At 61.5% G+C, this 19337-nt stretch carries 18 protein-coding genes and 1 pseudogene; 11 read left to right on the top strand and 8 right to left on the bottom strand.

The window, feature by feature from the left end:
* Window positions 1–21 precede the first annotated feature (21 nt).
* The 3 genes from BLQ55_RS13730 (at window position 22) to gcvH (ending at window position 3312) form a co-directional block, all read left to right on the top strand.
* Window positions 22–1638 carry an ABC transporter permease gene (locus BLQ55_RS13730; protein ID WP_092203187.1) on the top strand — a complete coding sequence of 539 codons (1617 nt, stop codon included), beginning with the start codon at window positions 22–24 and terminating at the stop codon, window positions 1636–1638.
* Between the two features lie 155 nt (window positions 1639–1793).
* Complete coding sequence (gcvT, locus tag BLQ55_RS13725; RefSeq protein ID WP_092254424.1) at window positions 1794–2876, top strand: glycine cleavage system aminomethyltransferase GcvT; 1083 nt, start codon at window positions 1794–1796, stop codon at window positions 2874–2876.
* A gap of 52 nt (window positions 2877–2928) precedes the next feature.
* Complete coding sequence (gene gcvH, locus BLQ55_RS13720) at window positions 2929–3312, top strand: glycine cleavage system protein GcvH (protein ID WP_092254421.1); 384 nt, start codon at window positions 2929–2931, stop codon at window positions 3310–3312.
* A 175-nt stretch (window positions 3313–3487) separates the two neighbouring features.
* Here gcvH and BLQ55_RS13715 read toward each other — a convergent pair whose 3' ends face one another.
* From BLQ55_RS13715 to BLQ55_RS13695, 5 genes are all read right to left on the bottom strand, one after another.
* The gene (locus tag BLQ55_RS13715) at window positions 3488–3805 is read right to left on the bottom strand and encodes a DUF2388 domain-containing protein (RefSeq protein WP_072405965.1); all 318 of its coding nucleotides are present in this window, start codon (window positions 3803–3805) and stop codon (window positions 3488–3490) included.
* Window positions 3806–3873: 68 nt separating this feature from the next.
* On the bottom strand, window positions 3874–4323 hold the full coding sequence (locus BLQ55_RS13710) for an NfeD family protein (RefSeq protein WP_092203181.1): 450 nt from the start codon (window positions 4321–4323) through the stop codon (window positions 3874–3876).
* A gap of 9 nt (window positions 4324–4332) precedes the next feature.
* On the bottom strand, window positions 4333–5253 hold the full coding sequence (locus BLQ55_RS13705; RefSeq protein ID WP_014340768.1) for an SPFH domain-containing protein: 921 nt from the start codon (window positions 5251–5253) through the stop codon (window positions 4333–4335).
* A gap of 189 nt (window positions 5254–5442) precedes the next feature.
* A complete protein-coding gene (locus BLQ55_RS13700) occupies window positions 5443–7227 on the bottom strand; it encodes a type IV pilus assembly ATPase TfpB (protein ID WP_072405963.1) in 1785 nt (594 codons plus the stop codon).
* A gap of 145 nt (window positions 7228–7372) precedes the next feature.
* Window positions 7373–7711 (bottom strand): hypothetical protein, encoded by a 339-nt coding sequence (locus BLQ55_RS13695; RefSeq protein ID WP_092254418.1) that lies wholly within the window; start codon window positions 7709–7711, stop codon window positions 7373–7375.
* A 124-nt stretch (window positions 7712–7835) separates the two neighbouring features.
* Between BLQ55_RS13695 and BLQ55_RS13690 the strand changes: the two genes are divergently transcribed.
* A complete protein-coding gene (locus tag BLQ55_RS13690; protein WP_092203176.1) occupies window positions 7836–8306 on the top strand; it encodes an Lrp/AsnC family transcriptional regulator in 471 nt (156 codons plus the stop codon).
* Between the two features lie 125 nt (window positions 8307–8431).
* Here BLQ55_RS13690 and BLQ55_RS13685 read toward each other — a convergent pair whose 3' ends face one another.
* Window positions 8432–9799, bottom strand: a complete 1368-nt coding sequence (locus BLQ55_RS13685; protein WP_053189063.1) for a CYTH domain-containing protein — start codon at window positions 9797–9799, stop codon at window positions 8432–8434.
* A 158-nt stretch (window positions 9800–9957) separates the two neighbouring features.
* Between BLQ55_RS13685 and argE the strand changes: the two genes are divergently transcribed.
* The 3 genes from argE (at window position 9958) to BLQ55_RS13670 (ending at window position 14337) form a co-directional block, all read left to right on the top strand.
* Entirely contained in the window at window positions 9958–11115 is a 1158-nt protein-coding gene (gene argE, locus BLQ55_RS13680) for an acetylornithine deacetylase (protein ID WP_092254415.1), read from the top strand.
* 137 nt (window positions 11116–11252) lie between these two features.
* The gene (gene argA / locus BLQ55_RS13675; protein WP_053126389.1) at window positions 11253–12551 is read left to right on the top strand and encodes an amino-acid N-acetyltransferase; all 1299 of its coding nucleotides are present in this window, start codon (window positions 11253–11255) and stop codon (window positions 12549–12551) included.
* A gap of 460 nt (window positions 12552–13011) precedes the next feature.
* Complete coding sequence (locus BLQ55_RS13670; protein ID WP_092203171.1) at window positions 13012–14337, top strand: OprD family outer membrane porin; 1326 nt, start codon at window positions 13012–13014, stop codon at window positions 14335–14337.
* 90 nt (window positions 14338–14427) lie between these two features.
* On the opposite strand, the gene BLQ55_RS32170 is transcribed toward BLQ55_RS13670, so the two are convergent.
* Window positions 14428–14856 carry a type VII toxin-antitoxin system HepT family RNase toxin gene (locus BLQ55_RS32170; protein WP_176814215.1) on the bottom strand — a complete coding sequence of 143 codons (429 nt, stop codon included), beginning with the start codon at window positions 14854–14856 and terminating at the stop codon, window positions 14428–14430.
* Window positions 14836–15219 (bottom strand): annotated as a pseudogene (locus tag BLQ55_RS32165) (nucleotidyltransferase domain-containing protein); the annotation flags it as partial. The pseudogene BLQ55_RS32165 and the gene BLQ55_RS32170, both read right to left, overlap by 21 nt.
* Before the next feature lie 336 nt (window positions 15220–15555).
* On the opposite strand from BLQ55_RS32165, the gene BLQ55_RS13660 reads away from it, so the two are divergent.
* The 4 genes from BLQ55_RS13660 (at window position 15556) to ssuD (ending at window position 19332) form a co-directional block, all read left to right on the top strand.
* Window positions 15556–16194 (top strand): peroxiredoxin, encoded by a 639-nt coding sequence (locus BLQ55_RS13660; protein WP_092203165.1) that lies wholly within the window; start codon window positions 15556–15558, stop codon window positions 16192–16194.
* Between the two features lie 314 nt (window positions 16195–16508).
* Window positions 16509–17102 (top strand): NADPH-dependent FMN reductase, encoded by a 594-nt coding sequence (gene ssuE / locus BLQ55_RS13655; protein ID WP_092254412.1) that lies wholly within the window; start codon window positions 16509–16511, stop codon window positions 17100–17102.
* 90 nt (window positions 17103–17192) lie between these two features.
* Window positions 17193–18158, top strand: coding sequence for a sulfonate ABC transporter substrate-binding protein (locus BLQ55_RS13650; protein WP_092254409.1), 966 nt, complete (start codon window positions 17193–17195; stop codon window positions 18156–18158).
* 25 nt (window positions 18159–18183) lie between these two features.
* Window positions 18184–19332: an FMNH2-dependent alkanesulfonate monooxygenase gene (gene ssuD / locus BLQ55_RS13645; RefSeq protein WP_060740150.1), complete on the top strand. Its 1149-nt coding sequence runs from the start codon at window positions 18184–18186 to the stop codon at window positions 19330–19332.
* Window positions 19333–19337: the final 5 nt, after the last annotated feature.

The raw sequence follows: 19337 nt of genomic DNA, 5'->3' as shown, positions 1-19337 counted from the left end.
TTTGTTTAACGAGAGTATTCCTTGACCCACCCCGCCCAACGCCGCTGGTACCCCCTGGTCTTCGCCATCGCTGCGCTGGTCCTGTTGCCCTTGAGTGTCTTGCTGCTGTCCTGGCAGAGCATCGACCAGCAAATCTGGTCCCACTTGTGGGATACGCAGATGCCGCGCTTGTTGGGCAACACCCTCACCTTGATCCTTGGCGTGGGTGTCGGCGTGACCTTGCTGGGTGTCAGCCTCGCCTGGCTCACCAGCCTGTGTGAATTCCCGGGACGTCGCTGGCTCGATTGGGCGTTGATGCTGCCGTTCGCGATTCCGGCCTATGTGTTGGCGTTCGTTTTCGTTGGCCTGCTGGATTTCGCCGGTCCCGTGCAGACGCTGTTGCGTGAATGGTTCGGCAGCGGCCTGCGCCTGCCCCGGGTTCGTTCCACCGGCGGGGTGATCCTGGTGCTGGTGCTGGTCTTTTACCCTTATGTCTATTTGTTGGCGCGCAGTGCCTTCCTGGCCCAGGGCAAGGGCTTGATGGAGGCTGCCCGAGTGCTGGGCCAGTCGCCGTGGCAGGCGTTCTGGCGTGTGGCGCTGCCAATGGCCAGGCCAGCCATCGGTGCGGGCGTGGCGCTGGCGCTGATGGAAACCCTGGCGGATTTCGGCGCGGTGTCGGTGTTCAACTTCGACACCTTCACCACCGCCATCTACAAGACCTGGTACGGCTTCTTCAGCCTCTCCAGCGCTGCCCAGCTGGCCAGCCTGCTGCTGCTGGCGGTGATGCTGGTGCTCTACGGCGAACGCCGGGCCCGCGGCGCTCACCGGGCCAGTAACGAGCGACCCCGGGTCAAGGCGCTGTACACGTTGCGCGGCCTCAAGGCCGTGGCGGCCAGTGGCTGGTGCTTCCTGGTATTTGCCTGCGCGTTTGTCATCCCGGTGCTGCAGTTGGTGGTGTGGTTCTGGCAACGCGGTCGTTTCGACCTGGATGAGCGTTATGCCGGGCTGATCGTCCACACCCTCTACCTGGGCGCCCTGGCGGCACTGGTCACCGTCTGTGTGGCCTTGTTGCTGGCGTTCGCCCGGCGGTTGGCGCCGACCCGTCCGATTCGTGCCGGCGTCGGCCTGGCGAACCTGGGGTATGCCTTGCCCGGTTCGGTGCTGGCGGTGTCGATCATGCTTGCGTTCAGCTACCTGGACCGTGAGCTGGTCATACCGCTGTCGACCTGGCTCGGCGGTGCAGGCAAGCCGTTGTTGCTGGGCAGCCTGTCGGCGCTGTTGCTGGCGTATCTGGTGCGTTTCCTGGCTGTGGCCTACGGTCCGTTGGAGAGCAGCCTGGCGCGCATTCGTCCGTCCTTGCCCGAGGCGGCACGCAGCCTTGGGGTCAGTGGGCCGCGACTGTTTTTCAAAGTGTATCTGCCATTGCTGTTGCCCGGCACCTTGAGCGCAGCGTTGCTGGTGTTCGTCGATGTGCTCAAGGAAATGCCCGCGACGTTGCTGATGCGCCCGTTCGGCTGGGACACGCTGGCGGTGCGGATCTTCGAGATGACCAGCGAAGGGGAGTGGGCCCGGGCCGCGCTACCGGCGCTGACGTTGGTATTGGTGGGGCTGTTGCCGGTCATCGGATTGATACGACGTTCGGCCCATCGAAACAGCTAGGTGCCAGTCCTACCTCATGCGGCTACAATGCGCGGCATTCGGTGCGGTCCGTCTGTCGGACCGGGCAACTGAGAGCGTCAGAAAACTTCTTTTTTCAGACGTTCGCGCTATGCAGTGTCCGTCCGCACCTTCGCCAAGCCCGGAAGGAGAAACCCATGGGACAGCGTACGCCTCTGTATGACCTTCATCTCGCCCTTGGCGCGAAGATGGTCGATTTTGGCGGTTGGGATATGCCTTTGCATTACGGCTCGCAGGTCGAAGAACACCATCAGGTGCGTCGCGACTGCGGTGTGTTCGATGTATCCCACATGACCGTGATCGACGTCGCCGGCCCCCAGGCCAAGGTCTGGCTACAGCGCTTGCTGGCCAATGACGTCGACCGCTTGCAAGACACAGGCAGTGCCTTGTACAGCGCGATGCTCAATGAGCGCGGCGGCATCGTCGACGACATGATCATCTACCATGTCGAGGGCGGGTATCGCCTGGTCTTCAACGCCTCGACCCGCGATCAGGACCTGGCCTGGATGCAGGCACAGCTCGGTGACTACGACGCGCAACTGCTTGAGCGCCCCGAGCTGGCGATGCTGGCGATCCAGGGCCCCCACGCCCGGCAGAAGATTGCCGAGCTGGTCACACAATCCCGTGGGCAAATCATCCAGCAACTCAAGCCTTTCGAAGGGCGCGCCGACGGCGAATGGTTCATCGCCCGGACCGGCTACACCGGCGAAGATGGCCTGGAAATCGTCCTGCCCGCCCGGGAGGCCCCGAGTTTCTTCAACGACCTGGTCGGCGCTGGCATTTCGCCCATTGGCCTCGGCGCCCGCGACACCTTGCGCCTGGAGGCCGGCATGAACCTCTACGGCCAGGATATCCACCAGGATGTTTCACCGCTGGCTTCGAACATGGCCTGGAGTATCGCCTGGGAGCCGGCGAGCCGTCAGTTCATCGGGCGCAGTGCGCTGGAAGCCGAGCTTGCCAGTGGTGTGCAGCACAAACTGGTCGGGCTGGTGCTGGAAGAGCGGGGTGTTTTGCGCGCCCATCAGGTGGTTCGCATCGCCAATGTTGGCGAAGGGGAGATCACCAGTGGTAGTTTTTCTCCTACGCTTAGCAAGTCGATCGCCCTGGCACGTGTTCCGATGGCAACCGCCGACCGTGCCGAGGTAGAAATTCGCGGCAAGTGGTACCCGGTACGGGTGGTCAAACCGACCTTCGTCCGCCATGGCAAAACCCTGATCTAACCTTTTGCGGCGGGCCGCTGGCCGCTGACACTTTCTATTGAGGACACAGAATATGAGTGATATCCCTGCCGAACTGCGTTTTGCCGAAAGCCATGAGTGGGCACGCCTGGAAGCTGACGGCACCGTCACTGTGGGCATCAGTGATCATGCGCAGGAAGCCTTGGGCGATGTGGTGTTTGTCGAACTGACTGAAGTCGGTAAGGCCTTTGCCGCAGGTGATCAGGCCGGTGTGGTGGAGTCGGTCAAAGCCGCTTCCGATATCTATTCCCCGATTGCGGGTGAAGTGATTGCGATCAATGAAGAGTTGGGCGGTTCGCCTGAACTGCTGAACTCCGATCCGTACGGCGCCTGGATCTTCAAGCTCAAGCCAAGCGACAAGTCTGAACTGGACAAGTTACTGGACGCGGCGGGTTACAAGGCTGCCATCGGCGAGTAAGGACGACCGCACCTGTGGGAGCTCGCTCGCGATAGCGGTGGATCAGCGGCATTGATGTGGGCTGACACTCCGCTATCGCGAGCAAGCTCGCTCCCACAAGGGTTGGGATAGCCTTGGGGTTTTCACCGGGCAAAAAAATGCCGCTCATCGAGCGGCATTTTTTATTGGTCGGGCATCAATCCTGGGCGACGGCGTTTTTCGCCAGGATCGCGTTGGCCAGTTCCATGTCGGTGGCTTGCAGGCCTGGGTTGTCGGCACGCACTTTCTGCATCGCCGCTTCCAGGTAAGGACCACGGATACCGCCATCACTGGCGACGAAGCTGCCGGCATCGTCCTGGGCGGCGACGATCAGTTTGTGATCCTTGAAGGTCAGGTAGGTGGAACCGGTGGTCGCACCGGACGAGATGACGTTACGCCAAAACGTGTCGGCCATTGCCGAGCCAACAGGAAGAGACAGCAAGGCTACGGTAGCGACAGCAAGTTTGAGACGCATGATAGGTGACTCCACTGGGTTAACTATGACGTTGGATTACCTGCGTCTCGATTCAGTTCCATGACTTATCAGTCAGCCCGTTCCACCTGCAGCACCGCCCCCTCCTGCGCCACCACCCTGACCCGTGTGCCAACGGACGACTCGGGCCCCTTGGCCAGCCAGACACTGTCGGCCACCTTGATCTTGCCACGGCCATCGACAATCGCTTCATGCACCAGGAAAACCTTGCCGATCAGTTCCTGTCCGCGTAGGTTCAGATGCGGCTGATCGCTTTGGCGCACAGCGCTGCGCTGGCGTCGCCACCAGTACAGTGCCGTGGCGATGGCGAACAGGCCGAACAACAGGAACTGCAGTTCCCACGGCATCTGCGGCAGGATGAACGTGAGCACGCCGACTGCCGCGGCGGCCATGCCGATCCACAGCAGGTAACCACCGGCGCCGAACACTTCAAGGATCAGCAGGATGACGCCCAGCGCCAGCCAGTCCCAGTACGACATGTGTTGCAGGAACCCCCACATACGCGCGCCTCAGGCTTTCTTGCTGTCGAAGGTGGCCCTGACGATTTCGCCGATGCCACCGACCGCGCCGATGACCTGGCTGGCTTCCAGCGGCATCAGGATCACCTTGCTGTTGTTGGCCGACGCCAGTTTGCCCAGTGCATCGATGTATTTCTGCGCGACGAAGTAGTTCACGGCCTGGACGTTACCGTCGGCAATGGCCTGGGACACCACCTGGGTGGCCAACGCTTCGGCTTGCGCCTGGCGCTCACGGGCCTCGGACTCCAGGAACGCCGCCTGGCGGCTGCCCTCGGCCTCGAGGATCTGCGCCTGCTTCTTGCCTTCGGCGGTGAGAATCGCCGACGCTCGCAGGCCCTCGGCTTCGAGGATTTGGGCACGCTTGATACGTTCGGCTTTCATTTGCCCCGACATGGCGGCCATCAGGTCCGCCGGGGGGCTGATGTCCTTGATCTCGATCCGGGTGATCTTGATGCCCCACGGCGCCGTGGCTTCATCGACGGTGCGCAGCAATTTTTCGTTGATGCCGTCGCGCTGGCTCAGCATCGCGTCCAGCTCCATGGACCCCAGCACGGTGCGGATATTGGTTTGCAGCAGGTTGCGGATGGCGTGTTCGAGGTTGTTGACCTCGTAGGCCGCCTGGGCCGTATTGACCACCTGGAAGAAGCACACGGCGTCGATCTGTACCGTGGCGTTGTCGGCGGTGATGACTTCCTGGGGTGGGATGTCCAGTACGCTTTCCATGACATTGATCTTGCGCCCGATGCGATCCATCACCGGGATGATGATGTTCAGGCCGGGCTTGAGGGTGTTGGTGTAGCGGCCGAACCGCTCGACAGTCCATTGGTAGCCCTGGGGCACGACCTTGAAGCCCATGAAGAGAATGGCGACCACCAGGCCGATGAAAAGTAAAAGTACGCTACCGATCTGCATGACGGTTCCCTGTGCGAAGTGAGATGGACCTGCGAGCCCTGAGTGTAGGGCAAGCGGCCATTATCCTCACTCTGTGGGAGCAAACTCTGTGGGAACAAAGCTTGCTCGCGATGCAGGCGCCTTGCCTCCCCGGGAGACCGCGTCATTTTCATCGCGGGCAAGCCTTGCTCCCACAGCCTCTCGCCACCGCTACTTCTGTTCGCTCTGCGGTGTCACGCGCAACACTTCCTCGACAGTGGTCAAGCCCGCGGCCACCTTTTGCGCCCCCGACAGCCTCAGGCTGCGCATGCCTTCCTTGAAGGCCTGGCGGCGCACCGCCAGCAGGTCGGTGTCGGGGTGGATCAAGGCCTTGACGCTGTCGGTCAGTTGCATGATTTCGTAGACACCGGCGCGGCCGCGATAACCGGTGTCGCGGCATTCCAGGCAGCCGACGGCCTGTTGGGCATTGCTCGGCAACGGTGCCTGCCAGGGCCGAGTCAGGGTCTGCCAGTCGTCTTCGTCCAGGGCCAGCGGGGCCTTGCATTGCGGGCACAGGGTGCGCACCAGCCGTTGGGCCATGACCCCGAGCACGGTGGCCTTGATCAGGTAATGGGGCACACCCAGCTCCAGCAGGCGACTGATGGCGCTCGGCGCGTCGTTGGTGTGCAGCGTCGACAGTACCAGGTGCCCGGTCAGCGCCGCCTGGATCGCCATTTCAGCGGTTTCCAGGTCACGGATCTCACCGATCATGATGATGTCCGGGTCTTGCCGCATCAATGCCCGTACCCCGGCGGCGAAGGTCAGGTCGATGTTGTGCTGGACCTGCATCTGGTTGAAGGACGCCTCGACCATTTCAATCGGGTCCTCGATGGTGCAGAGGTTCACTTCCGGCGTCGCCAGTTTCTTGAGGGTGGTGTAGAGGGTGGTGGTCTTGCCGGAACCGGTAGGCCCGGTCACCAGGATGATGCCATTGGGCTGGCGGGTCATGTCCTGCCAGCGGCGCAGGTCGTCGGCGGAGAAACCGAGCTGGTCGAAATCCTTGAGCAGCACTTCCGGGTCGAAGATCCGCATGACCATTTTTTCGCCGAACGCCGTGGGCAAAGTCGACAGGCGCAATTCCACTTCGCCACCGTCCGGGGTCTTGGTCTTGACCCGGCCGTCCTGGGGTTTGCGTTTTTCCGCGACGTTCATCCGTCCCAGGCTCTTGAGGCGGCTGACGATCGCCATCGTGACCTGCGGCGGGAACTGATAGACGGTGTGCAGCACCCCGTCGATGCGAAACCGTACCGTGCCCTGCTCGCGGCGCGGTTCGATGTGGATATCGCTGGCCCGCTGCTGGAAGGCGTACTGGAACAGCCAGTCGACGATATTGACGATGTGAGCGTCGTTGGCGTCCGGTTCCTGGTCACTGGCTCCCAGGTTGAGCAACTGTTCGAAATTGCTCAGGTTGCTCGGTTGCTGATCGACCGTGGTGGCGCCGCTGACCGATTTGGCCAGGCGATAGAACTCCACGCTCAGGCGCTGGATATCCACCGGGTTGGCGACCACCCGCTTGATCGGCAGCTTGAGCACGTGGGTCAGGTCGGCTTCCCAGCTGCTGACGTAGGGCTGTGCGCTGGCGACGGTGACGGCATCACGATCGACCGCTACCGCGAGGATCTTGTGGCGCTGGGCAAAGGCATAGGACATCAAGGGCGTCACGGCCGCCACGTTGATTTTCAGCGGGTCGATGCGCATGTAGGGTTGGCCGGCCTGCTGGGACAACCACAGGGTCAGGTTCTCCAGGTCCAGGCGCTTGCCGGGTCGACTGAGATCGTCCAGGTGCTGGTTGGCAATGAACTCCAGCGGATGCAGCTGGCTATTGGCGCTGTGGCGTCGGCGGGCGTTGAGCGCGGTTTCGGCCGAGTCCTGGCTGATGAAGCCCTGGGTGACCAGTTGGCGCAGCAGATCATTGAGGTCCAGCCAGCGGTCCTGAGTGGCGTGTTTGGTGGACATGCGGGTTCCTATTGGACAATTGCAGCAAAGCCGCGATACAGACGCTTCGGCGTCCTCGCTCGGTCTGCAAAAGAATAGTCCCGACCCTGTGGTCCGTTGGGCCACTACCCGACCAATGCGTTACCAGGTCTTGCCCATGGGCCGCTCAACCGGCCGCCTGGATCGGCTCAACCCCCGTAAATTCAACGCTTTGCAGGTCCACCGAGCACATGCCGATCAGGTTACGTAATTTTTCAGCGATCACCTGGGCTCGATGCCAACTCAGCCCGTCCAGGCCGATGTCCAGGGACAGCAGATCGTCGAGGCGCTCGACGCGCACGTGCCGTGGCGTCAGGCCCTGCAAGGCAAACAGGTTCAACGCCCGGCACAGCAGGTCCGGCTCGGCCTCGGCCAGCATCTGGTACTGCACCCGGCAATGGGCATTGGCGGCGTGCCAGACGTCGGCGCGGGTCGTGGTTGTGGCAACGGCTTCGAGTGGGGGCATGGCGGGTCTCCTGGGGCGGGAGAAATATTTACATGGGGCGCGGGGTATTTCTTATCTAAGATGAGTGGTTCTGACGATTTTTCGAATCGTATGATTCTCAAAACAATTTGCTGTGGGTTTATTTATGCAAAGCGAACTGGATAGCTACGACCGCCGGATACTGGCGCTGCTGCAAGAGGATGCCTCGCTGTCCAGTGCGCAAATCGCCGAGCAGGTCGGCTTGTCTCAATCGCCGTGCTGGCGGCGGATCCAGCGGATGAAGGAGGAGGGCGTCATCCGCGGTCAGGTGACGTTGCTGGATCGCAAGAAAATCGGTCTCAACACGCAGATCTTCGCCGAAGTGAAACTCAACGCCCATGGCCGTTCGAACTTCACCGAGTTCACCGAGGCGATTCGCGGCTTCCCCGAAGTGCTGGAGTGTTACGTGTTGATGGGCGCCGTGGATTTTCTGTTGCGCATCGTCACGGCGGACATCGAAGCCTATGAGCGATTCTTTTTCGAAAAGCTGTCGATGGTGCCGGGGATCCAGGAAGTGAATTCGATCGTGGCGCTGTCGGAGATCAAGTCGACGACGAGTTTGCCGGTGGTGCGCTGAGTTCTGTGGAGGATGTGCTGGCCCCATCGCGAGCAAGCTCGCTCCCGCAGTTGATCTTCAGCGGCCACTGGAGGTGGTTGCAACGCTGAACCCCTGTGGGAGCGAGTTTGCTCGCGATGACGGCATCACAGCCGCAGCAAAGTCTTCCAGGCCCGATTCTGGTACACCGCAATCGCCTGCTGCTTGCGTGCATCCAGGGTTTCGTCGGTGATGGGTTGGTTGGCCAGTTGCGCCAGCTTGTTCAGCTCACCGTAAAGGCGGTCCATTTCCGGGATTTCCAGCACATGACGGGCGTGGTGCAGCCAGGCCTGGATGCGTTCGATACGCGGCAGTTGCTCGGCGAGGTCTTCCGGCTGCTGCTGATAGCGTTGCAATTGCAGGGACGAGGATTCTTCGCCCAGCAGACGCGGCAGCCAACTGCCCAGTTGCGCCGCGCCCTGGCGATTGCCACGGGTGTTGCGCTCGGCGGCCCAACTGCGGGCCAGCAGCCAGCGTGAAGTATTGAGGGAAAACAGGCCCCAGCGCGGGTCTTGCAGCTCTTCAAGGAACTGCTCCGGCGCGGCCTTGCGCACGTCTTCGTCGTCCAGGCCAGCCTGGACCAGCGGACGCCAGTCTTCCAGCAACGCGTCCAGGGCCAGGCGCAGGTCGTGGGTCGACTGGCGTGGCGCGGCCTGGCCGAGGCTGCTGAGCAGGGCACGCAGTTCGGCGAGGTTTTCCACCCAGTCCTGCAGCAGGCGCCAGTGGCCATTGAAACGGTATTGTTCGGCCAGGCGTTGGCTGCTGCCGAGCAAATGCCAGCTCAGCGCGGCGAAGGCGTCATCCAGCGGCGTTTCGGCGGTCAACTGCGGGGCTGGCAGGCTCAAGGCATAGCTGCCCGCGTCATGCAGGCGATAGCCACGCTCGGCCTTGCTGATGTCGCACGGCATCAAGGGCAGGGTCGCGGCCAGCTCGGCGGCCAGCTCCAGCAGGGCGGCGGGCTCGCCTTCGCGCAATTCCAGCTCCAGTTCGCAGATTTCTTCCTTCTGCTTGCCCACCACGACGTGGCCCAGGTCCAGGGCGGCTTCGATGACCACCTTGCTTTTGCCACGGCCCCAGGCGATTTCAGCGCGTTCGCGGACGAAATCGGTGGTGAAGATGGCCTTGAGGGTTTTCTTGTCCAGTTCGGCCAGGGCCTCGGGCCAGCATTCGCCGTCGAGCTTCTTCAAATCGAGCTTGGCCTTGGGCAGGTGCCAGTCGTATTCATTGCGTTCGGACAGGCCGGCGACGCTCTGGCCGCGGGTCTTGAGGGTCTGGATCACCTCTTCACCGTCGCGACGCAGGCGCAGGGCGACCTTGGCCCGGGCCAGGTCGCGCTCTGGCGTGTCGAAATACTGATTCATCAATTCGTGGCGTTCCCAGCCACTCTTGTTGCGTTTTTTCAGCAGCGGATGCTCGCGCAAGGCTGCCAGGGTCTCGCGGCTGACGCGGAGTTTGATTTCGGTTTCTTTCTGCATGGCCGGAAAATCCAGGGATCGGTTGCGCAGCCGGGGGAAGGTGTGGCTGCCAAGGCCGTGCAGTGTACAGGACTCGCTCATCCTACGCGCCGCGACGGTTTATTCCTTGCGCCGGATGGTTCTATGATGGACATCAATCTGTAAGCCTGGAGTCAGCGATGCCTTTGCCGTCCATGAAAGATCAATTCGCTGCCCTGATCGCCACGCCTTCGGTCAGCTGTACCCAACCCGGGCTCGACCAGTCCAACAGTGCCGTGATCGAGCTGCTGGCAGGCTGGCTCACCGAGCTGGGGTTCTCCTGCGATGTCCAGCAGGTCAGCCCCGGCAAATTCAATTTGCTGGCCAGTTTCGGCAGTGGTCCCGGCGGCCTGGTGTTGGCGGGTCACAGCGACACGGTGCCGTTCGACGGTGCGTTATGGCAGACCGATCCATTGAAGCTCACCGAGGTCGATGGCCGTTGGGTGGGCCTGGGCAGTTGCGACATGAAGGGCTTTTTCGCCCTGGCCATCGAAGCGGTCAAGCCGCTGCTGGACCAACCGTTCAAGCAACCGCTGCTGATCCTCGCGACCTGTGACGAAGAAAGCTCCATGGCCGGCGCCCGGGCCCTGGCCGATGCCGGCCGACCGTTGGGGCGCGCGGCGGTGATCGGCGAGCCGACCGGCCTGCGCCCGATTCGCCTGCACAAGGGCGTGATGATGGAGCGCATCGATATTCTCGGGCGCAGCGGCCACTCCTCCGACCCAAGCCTGGGCCACAGCGCCCTCGAAGCCATGCACGATGCCATGGGTGAACTGCGTGGCCTGCGCCTGCAATGGCAGCGTGAATTCCGTAATCCGCAGTTCAGCGTGCCGCAACCGACCCTGAACTTCGGTTGCATCCACGGTGGCGACAATCCCAACCGGATCTGCGGCCAGTGCTCCATGGAATTCGACCTGCGCCCGTTACCGGGCATGGACCCGCAAGTGCTGCGGGCGGCGATCCGGCAGAAGCTCGAGCCGATTGCCGAGCGACACCAGGTCAAGATCGACTATGCGCCGCTGTTCCCCGAAGTGCCGCCGTTCGAGCAGGCCGAGGACGCCGAGTTGGTCCGCGTGGCCGAACGACTGACCGGCCATCGCGCCGAAGCAGTGGCGTTCGGCACAGAAGCGCCTTATCTTCAGCGCCTTGGCTGCGAAACCCTGGTGCTCGGTCCTGGCGATATCGCCTGTGCCCACCAACCGGGCGAGTACCTTGAAATGTCACGTTTGCAACCTACCGTACAGTTGCTGCGGCAGTTGATCGGCCATTACTGCCTGACGCCGGCCACGGCCGGTTAAATTGCGCCCTTGCGGGCCCGTATTCATCACATGAGGAGAGCGCGCGTGTCGCCAAGCCTGTTCCGACGATAACCATCAGCCCGTTGTGCGTTCTGTTTCGTCTTTTTTTGGCTGTTATTTATTACAGGTCCAGGTTCATGCCCGAATACGTCAATTGGCTTCGTCACGCTTCGCCCTACATCAACGCCCACCGCGATTGCACCTTCATCGTCATGCTGCCCGGCGACGGGGTGGAACACCCCAATTTCGGCAACATCGTCCATGACCTGGTGCTGCTGCACAGCCTCGGCGTGCGCCTGGTGCTGGTCCACGGTTCGCGTCCGCAGATCGAGACCCGCCTCGCGGCACGGGGCCTGACGCCCCATTACCACCACGGCATGCGCATCACCGATGCGGCGACACTGGAGTGCGTGATCGACGCCGTCGGCCAGTTGCGCATCGCCATCGAGGCACGCCTGTCCATGGACATGGCCTCCTCGCCCATGCAGGGCTCGCGGCTGCGGGTCGCCAGCGGCAACCTGGTCACCGCGCGTCCCATCGGGGTGCTCGAAGGCGTGGATTATCACCACACCGGTGAAGTGCGCCGGGTCGATCGCAAGGGCATCAACCGCCTGCTGGACGAGCGCTCCATCGTGTTGCTGTCGCCGTTGGGTTATTCGCCCACCGGGGAGATCTTCAACCTGGCCTGTGAAGACGTCGCCACCCGGGCAGCCATCGACCTGGCGGCCGACAAGTTGTTGCTGTTCGGCGCCGAGCAAGGGCTTATCGGCGAGGACGGACGGCTGGTTCGGGAATTGCGCCCGCAACAGGTCCCGGGCCATATGCAGCGCCTGGGCAGCGACTATCAGGCCGAACTGCTGGATGCGGCGGCCCAGGCCTGTCGTGGCGGCGTCGCACGCAGCCATATCGTCAGCTATGCCGAGGATGGCGCGCTGCTGGCTGAACTGTTCACCCGCGATGGCAGCGGTACGCTGGTGGCCCAGGAGCAATTCGAGGTGGTGCGCGAAGCGGCCATCGAAGATGTTGGCGGCCTGCTGGACCTGATCAGCCCGCTGGAAGAGCAGGGGATTCTGGTGCGTCGCTCCCGCGAAGTGCTGGAACGCGAGATCGAACAGTTCAGCGTAGTCGAGCGCGAAGGCATGATCATCGCCTGCGCGGCGCTGTATCAGATCGCCGATTCGGATGCCGGGGAACTGGCCTGCCTGGCGGTGAATCCGGAATACCGCCACGGTGGCCGGGGCGATGAACTGCTGGAGCGAATCGAAACCCGGGCCCGCGCCCAAGGGCTCAAGACGCTGTTCGTACTGACGACCCGGACTGCCCACTGGTTCCGCGAACGCGGTTTCGAGCCCAGCAGCGTCGATCGTCTGCCGGCAGCGCGGGCGTCGCTCTACAACTATCAGCGTAATTCGAAGATATTCGAAAAGGCCCTGTAGAGCCCGGCCTGAACCCATGCGCCACCGCGACCTTGATTTCAGACAATGAGCAGCTAGTCTGGAACGCTCAAGATCGCACCGCGCGCGCGCCGTCGTGATCAGGATCGAAGCCATTGGAGGCGCCGGAGCTATTTCGCCGCAGGATGAGCGGACCTCGCAAAAGCCGCTAAAACACCATTCAGTAATCCTCAACGTCGCCGATAAGCCTTTTCACGGCTTGACGCGTTGAGGGTAACCATATGTCGAAAAGAGCTGAAAAGTAATGAAACAATTCTTTTTGGATTTATAGAGAATCCATTATCCTGCGGGCCGGTGTAGCAGGGTTAGACCTTGGTCGTAGTCACAAATGGTTACGATTGACTTGTTAGTCACGGTCTGGCGCTAATCGCGCATCCGCGGATTCCGGACGATCGATCCAGGACCAAAGAACACAAGAATTAGAAAACGAGAGGAGCGAAGCATGAACAAGTCTACCTTGGCCCTGGCTGTGGCCTTTGGGGTTTTGGCGCAGCAGGCAGGCGCAGCGGGTTTTATCGAGGACAGCAAGGCGTCCGTCAGTTCTCGCACCATGTACTTTGACAACGATAACCATGAAGGCGGTAGCGACCAGCGTGAGGCCGCCACTGGCCTGAAGTTCGACTACAAATCCGGCTTCACTCAAGGCGTGGTGGGTTTTGGTATCGACGCCCAGGCGTTGGTCGGTCTTCACCTCGACGGTGGCAAGGGTCAACACCCAGACAACAACTCCTTTTCCCCAAGTGACTCCGACGGCTCTGCCGAACACAGCTGGAGCCGCGCATCGGGCAACGTGAAGGCGCTTTTCTCCAAGACCGAGGCTCACCTGGGTGGCGCACTGCAGCCTAACCTGCCGATCCTGGTCGCCAACGATGGCCGCCTGCTGCCGCAAACCTTTGAAGGTGGCACGATCACCTCCAAGGACCTGGACAACGTCACGTTCAACGCCGGCCAACTGGAGCATGCGCAGGGTCGTGCCGGGACCAACAGCACTGGCCTGGCCGTGAACGGCGGTACTGAGGACAGCAACCAGTTCCGTTACGCCGGTGCCGACTGGAAGGTCACCAAAGACCTGACCCTGCAGTACTACTACGCCAACCTGCAGGATTACTACAAACAGCACTTCCTGGGTGCGGTACACGTTTTCCCGATCAGCGAAGGCCAGTCGTTCAAGACTGACCTGCGTTACTTCGACAGCAGCTCGGATGGCCGCAACGGCGACCCGGGCTATCGCTTCAACAACAACGGTGGCTACGCCAAGAACCCGGGCGAGGTCGATAACAAGACCTGGAGCGCCATGTTCACCTATACCCTGGGCGGCAGCGCGTTCCTGCTGGGCCATCAACAAGTTGGCGATGATGGTGGCTTCGTCTACCTGAACCAGGGCAGCCTGCTCAATGACGCCGGTCGTAACGAAGGCGCGGGTGGTTCGAGCTTCTACCTGTTCACCGACAGCATGATCCAGCAGTTCATCCGTGCAGGTGAGAACACCACCTTTGGTCAATACTCGTACGACTTTACCGGCCTGGGCGTTCCAGGCCTGAAGGCAGCGATTGCCTACCTGCACGGCGATGACATCAAGTCCGCTACTGGCGGAAGCGATACTTCCGAGTGGGAACGTGACATGCGTCTGGACTACGTTGTCCAGCAAGGTCCGCTCAAGGGCTTCGGCACGACCCTGCGTTACGGTTCTTACCGTGGCAGCGGCACTGGTATTGCCGACCAGGATCAGACCCGCCTGATCTTCAACTACACTTACAACTTCCTGTAAGACGTAGAAAAGTAAAAAAAGCCCCGCCCGGCAGTGCGCCCGGCGGGGCTTTTGCGTTTTGATCTGCGCATTTTCTCCGCCAGCTGTCCGCTAAGGTGCGGACTGCGTCGCGTCTTTACGCAGGATGAATGCACTGAACGCCAGGAAATCGTCCAGGTGTTGGGTAATGATCGCGACCATGATCGGCAGTTGCAGGGCTTGATAGTCATGCACGGCGATGTTCCTGAAGCCCACCATGTTCTTCAGATTTTTCACCAGGCCTTCAACCAGCCAGCCACCTTGGAAAAGCAACTCGAACACATCCCGGGCGCTTTGCGGGACGCCCAGTCGCTCCCGGCGAATCAAGTGCTGCCCCATGTCCAACGCCGCTTCACACGCACGTTGGATATTCAGAATGGCCGAGTCCTGACGAGTGAAATCAGTCGCGAAGGTAGCGGGATCCTTCTCATATTCCTCCCGTACCCTGGCGATGCAACGCTCGATACTCGCTGCTTTATTGATCAGCCCTTCTTCCTGAATATCCTTGAGCAAGCCTGCTCGAGCTTCGTCGAAGGCTGTTTTCTCGCTGAGAACAAAACTTTCGAATAACCCCGCCTGTACGTCTCTGGCCCAGAGTCTCTGGCCTCGGGTCACGATCTGATATTGCATGACGGTGGTTGCCGCACGTAGGTCAATCAGATCCACCGGACTGCCAGCGATATCCGCCAAATCCCCTGAAAGCTGCCATAACGACACAGGGTCAACCTCGCCGGACAAGAGCACAGCCAAATCGACATCACTGTCAGGCCCGACGGTGCCCTGTGCATGGCTACCAAACAGGTAAACCGCCAGCAGACCAGGGAGTTGGTTTTGCAGATGAGTCAACAAGGCTTGAGTGTTCATGTTGCCTATCCTAGCCGCTCGTCCTGAAATCGCGTCAATAATTTCCGTAGTGTGGGTACAAAACAAAAAAAGCCCCGCCCGGCATCACGCCGGGCGGGGCTTTACGTTTTTTCGAGTCGGACCCACCCCTGTAGCCCTCCCCGAAACTTCTCCTCTTTCAGCAACTCGAGGCCTTCTCGAACCTCAATGTCGATCTTGGGCCGGTGGACGGAATGGCGCCAGTGAACAGTTTTTTATATTCACTAATGATCTAGATAAATGGATATTTATTCTTTTTAAATCAATCGAAACCGGTGCAAAGTTGGGCTCACGACAACCTCATCCAGGAGCCGCACCATGAGCCTCAGACTCGGCGACATCGCCCCCGACTTCGAACAGGATTCCAGCGCCGGCAAGATTCGCTTCCACGAATGGCTCGGCGACAGCTGGGGTGTGCTGTTTTCCCACCCGGCGGATTTCACACCGGTATGCACCACCGAGTTGGGCCTCACCGCCAAGCTCAAGGACGAGTTCGCCCAGCGCGGGGTCAAGGCCATTGCCCTCTCGGTGGACCCGGTGGACTCGCACCACAAGTGGATCGAGGACATCAACGAGACCCAGAACGCCGTGGTCAATTTTCCGATCCTGGCCGATGCCGACCGCAAGGTGTCGGACCTGTACGACCTGATCCACCCCAACGCCAGCGACACCTTGACCGTGCGCTCACTGTTCGTGATCGACCCGAACAAGAAGATTCGCCTGACCATCACCTACCCGGCCAGCACCGGGCGCAATTTCAACGAGATCCTGCGGGTGATCGATTCCCTGCAGCTGACCGACAACTACAAAGTCGCCACCCCGGCCAACTGGCAGGACGGTGATGAAGTGGTGATCGTGCCGTCGCTCAAGGATGAAGAGGAACTCAAGCGGCGCTTTCCCAAGGGCTATCGCGCCGTGAAACCCTACCTGCGCCTCACCCCGCAACCCAATCGCTGACGCATCATCTGATCCGAACCTGTGGGAGCGAGCTTGCTCGCGATGGCGGTGTATCAGTCGACATCGACGCTGGCAGATCCGACACCATCGCGAGCAAGCTCGCTCCCACAGGTTGGGCTTTCTGTGCACCAAGGGTTTTGGCCGTTTCGACGGCCTTTTTTATTGCGACAAGGAAAAGGACATCGTATATCTCAAAATTGCATAACCAAATGAATAAATATGATTTAAAGATATATGAATCCCCTGTTATGGTTTGACCCATGCAGCGAGATCGCCCGCCGCGAATCGCACGTGACAGTTAAGGAAGGGTAGGCATGTTGGTCGTCTCACTCGGTGGCAGTCCCAGCCAACGCTCCCGCTCAGGGGTGCTGCTGGAACGTTCGCAACGCTGGTTGCAGCAGCAAGGTGTGGAAGTGGTGAGCTATCAGGTGCGCGACTTCCCGGCCGAAGATCTGCTCCATGCCCGTTTCGACAGTCCGAAGGTGGTCGACCTGCTCCGGCAGATCGAAAACGCCGATGGCCTGTTGATCGCCACGCCGGTGTACAAGGCGTCTTTTTCCGGCGCGCTGAAGACGGTGCTGGACCTGCTGCCCGAGCGCGCCCTGGCCCATAAAGTGGTGTTGCCGATGGCAACCGGCGGCAGCATCGCCCACATGCTGGCGGTGGACTACGCCCTCAAGCCGGTGTTGTCGGCGCTCAAGGCCCAGGAAATGCTCCACGGGATCTTTGCCGAAGACAGCCAGATCGCTTACGGCGAGGGCAGCGCCCAGGCGCAATTGACGCCGGCCCTGCAACAGCGCCTGGACGAGGCGCTGGAACAGTTTTTCAGTGCCATGGCCCGTCGGCCCAGGCCGCTGGACCCCAATGTATTGAACGAACGTTTGCTGAGTGCTCGCTGGAGCATTTGAACCCCGAACACCCTGATTCAACTCACCTTACTCAGCCGCCAACGGCCCAGCAGGTGCAGCCAAAACCCCACAGCAGAAAGGAGAGGCGCCATGCGCACTGTCATTTTGCGTCGCGGGCTGGTCGCTCTGTTTGCTGCGGCTGTGTCCCTCGGCGTCATCGCTCAAGCTCAAGCCGAGACCTTGCGGATCGGTTATCAGAAATACGGCACCCTGGTGCTGCTCAAGGCCAAGGGCTCGTTGGAGAAACGCCTCGCCGCCCAAGGCGTGGACGTGCAATGGACCGAGTTCCCCGGCGGCCCGCAGCTGCTGGAAGGCTTGAACGTCGGCTCCATCGACTTTGGCGTGACCGGTGAAACCCCGCCGGTGTTTGCCCAGGCCGCGGGCGCCGATCTGCTTTATGTCGCTTACGAACCACCGGCGCCCACCAGTGAAGCCATCCTTGTGCCCAAGGGCTCGGCCATCCAGTCGGTGCAAGACCTGAAGGGCAAGAAAGTCGCGCTGAACAAAGGCTCCAACGTCCACTACCTGCTGGTGCGGGCGCTGGAAGACGCGGGCCTCAAGTATTCCGATATCCAGACCGTGTTCCTGCCGCCGGCCGACGCCCGTGCCGCATTCGAACGGGGCAGCGTGGACGCCTGGGTGATCTGGGACCCGTACCAGGCTGCCGCCGAACAACAGTTGCAGGCACGCACCCTGCGTGACGGCAAGGGCATCGTCGACAACCACCAGTTCTACCTCGCCACCAAACCCTATGCGCAGAAGCACCCGCAGGTCATCACGACCTTGGTGGAGGAAGTGCGCGCAGTCGGCGAGTGGTCCAAGGCCAACCCTGAAGACGTGACCAAGCAGGTCTCTCCGCTGCTGGGCCTGCCGGCGGACATCACCCTGACGTCGGTGAAACGCCAAGGCTATGGGGCGCTGTTCCTCACGCCGGACGTGGTGGCGGCACAACAGAAAATCGCCGACAGCTTCTACCAGCTCAAATTGATTCCCAAGCCCTTGAGCATCAAGGACGTGATCTGGACGCCGCCGGCGGCCGTTGCGAACGCGCAGTAATTCGATTCCTTTAGGAGACCACTCCATGAGCCTCAATATCTTCTGGTTCCTGCCTACCCACGGCGACGGCCATTACCTTGGCACTGCCGAAGGCGCCCGCGCCGTCGATCACGGTTACCTGCAGCAGGTCGCCCAGGCGGCGGATCGACTGGGCTTCGGCGGTGTGCTGATCCCCACCGGGCGTTCCTGCGAGGATTCCTGGCTGGTGGCCGCGTCGTTGATTCCCGTGACCCAGCGCTTGAAATTCCTTGTGGCCCTGCGCCCCGGGATCATTTCCCCAACGGTGGCGGCGCGTCAGGCCGCGACCCTCGACCGCTTGTCCGGCGGGCGGGCGTTGTTCAACCTGGTGACCGGCGGTGACCCGGACGAACTGGCCGGTGATGGCCTGTTCCTCGACCACGAGCAACGCTACCAGGCCTCAGTGGAGTTCACCCGCATCTGGCGCCGGGTGCTGGAAGGCGAGACCGTGGATTACGATGGCGAGCACATCAGTGTGAAGGGCGCCAAGCTGCTCTATCCGCCGATCCAGCAACCGCGTCCGCCGCTGTATTTCGGCGGCTCGTCGGAAGCCGCCCAGGACCTGGCGGCCGAGCAAGTGGAAATGGTGCTGACCTGGGGCGAGCCGCCCGCGGCCGTGGCGGAAAAAATCGCCCAGGTACGGGCCAAGGCGGCGAAGCTGGGCCGTACCGTGCGCTTCGGTATTCGCCTGCATGTGATCGTGCGGGAAACCAACGCCGAAGCCTGGCAGGCGGCCGACCGGCTGATCTCCCACCTGGACGATGACACCATCGCCCGTGCCCAGGCCTCCCTGGCGCGCTTCGATTCGGTGGGCCAGCAACGCATGGCCGCCCTGCACGGTGGCCGTCGCGACAAGCTGGAAGTCAGCCCCAACCTCTGGGCCGGCGTCGGCCTGGTGCGCGGCGGTGCCGGTACGGCGCTGGTGGGCGATGGCCCGACCGTGGCGGCGCGAGTCAAGGAGTACGCCGACCTGGGCATCGACACCTTTATCTTTTCCGGTTATCCACACCTGGAAGAGTCCTATCGCGTGGCGGAACTGTTGTTCCCGCACCTGGACGTGGAGCGCCCTGAGCTGCCGAAAAGCCAGGGTTATGTGAGCCCGTTCGGCGAAATGGTCGCCAACGACATCCTGCCCAAAGCCGCGTCCCAGAGCTGAGGCGG

The organism is Pseudomonas sp. NFACC13-1, from assembly GCF_900104425.1.
GTDB classification, from domain to species: domain Bacteria; phylum Pseudomonadota; class Gammaproteobacteria; order Pseudomonadales; family Pseudomonadaceae; genus Aquipseudomonas; species Aquipseudomonas fluorescens_AA.
The sequence above is the reverse complement of the archived record's forward strand: the minus strand, read 5'-3'. Positions and strand labels throughout refer to the sequence as shown.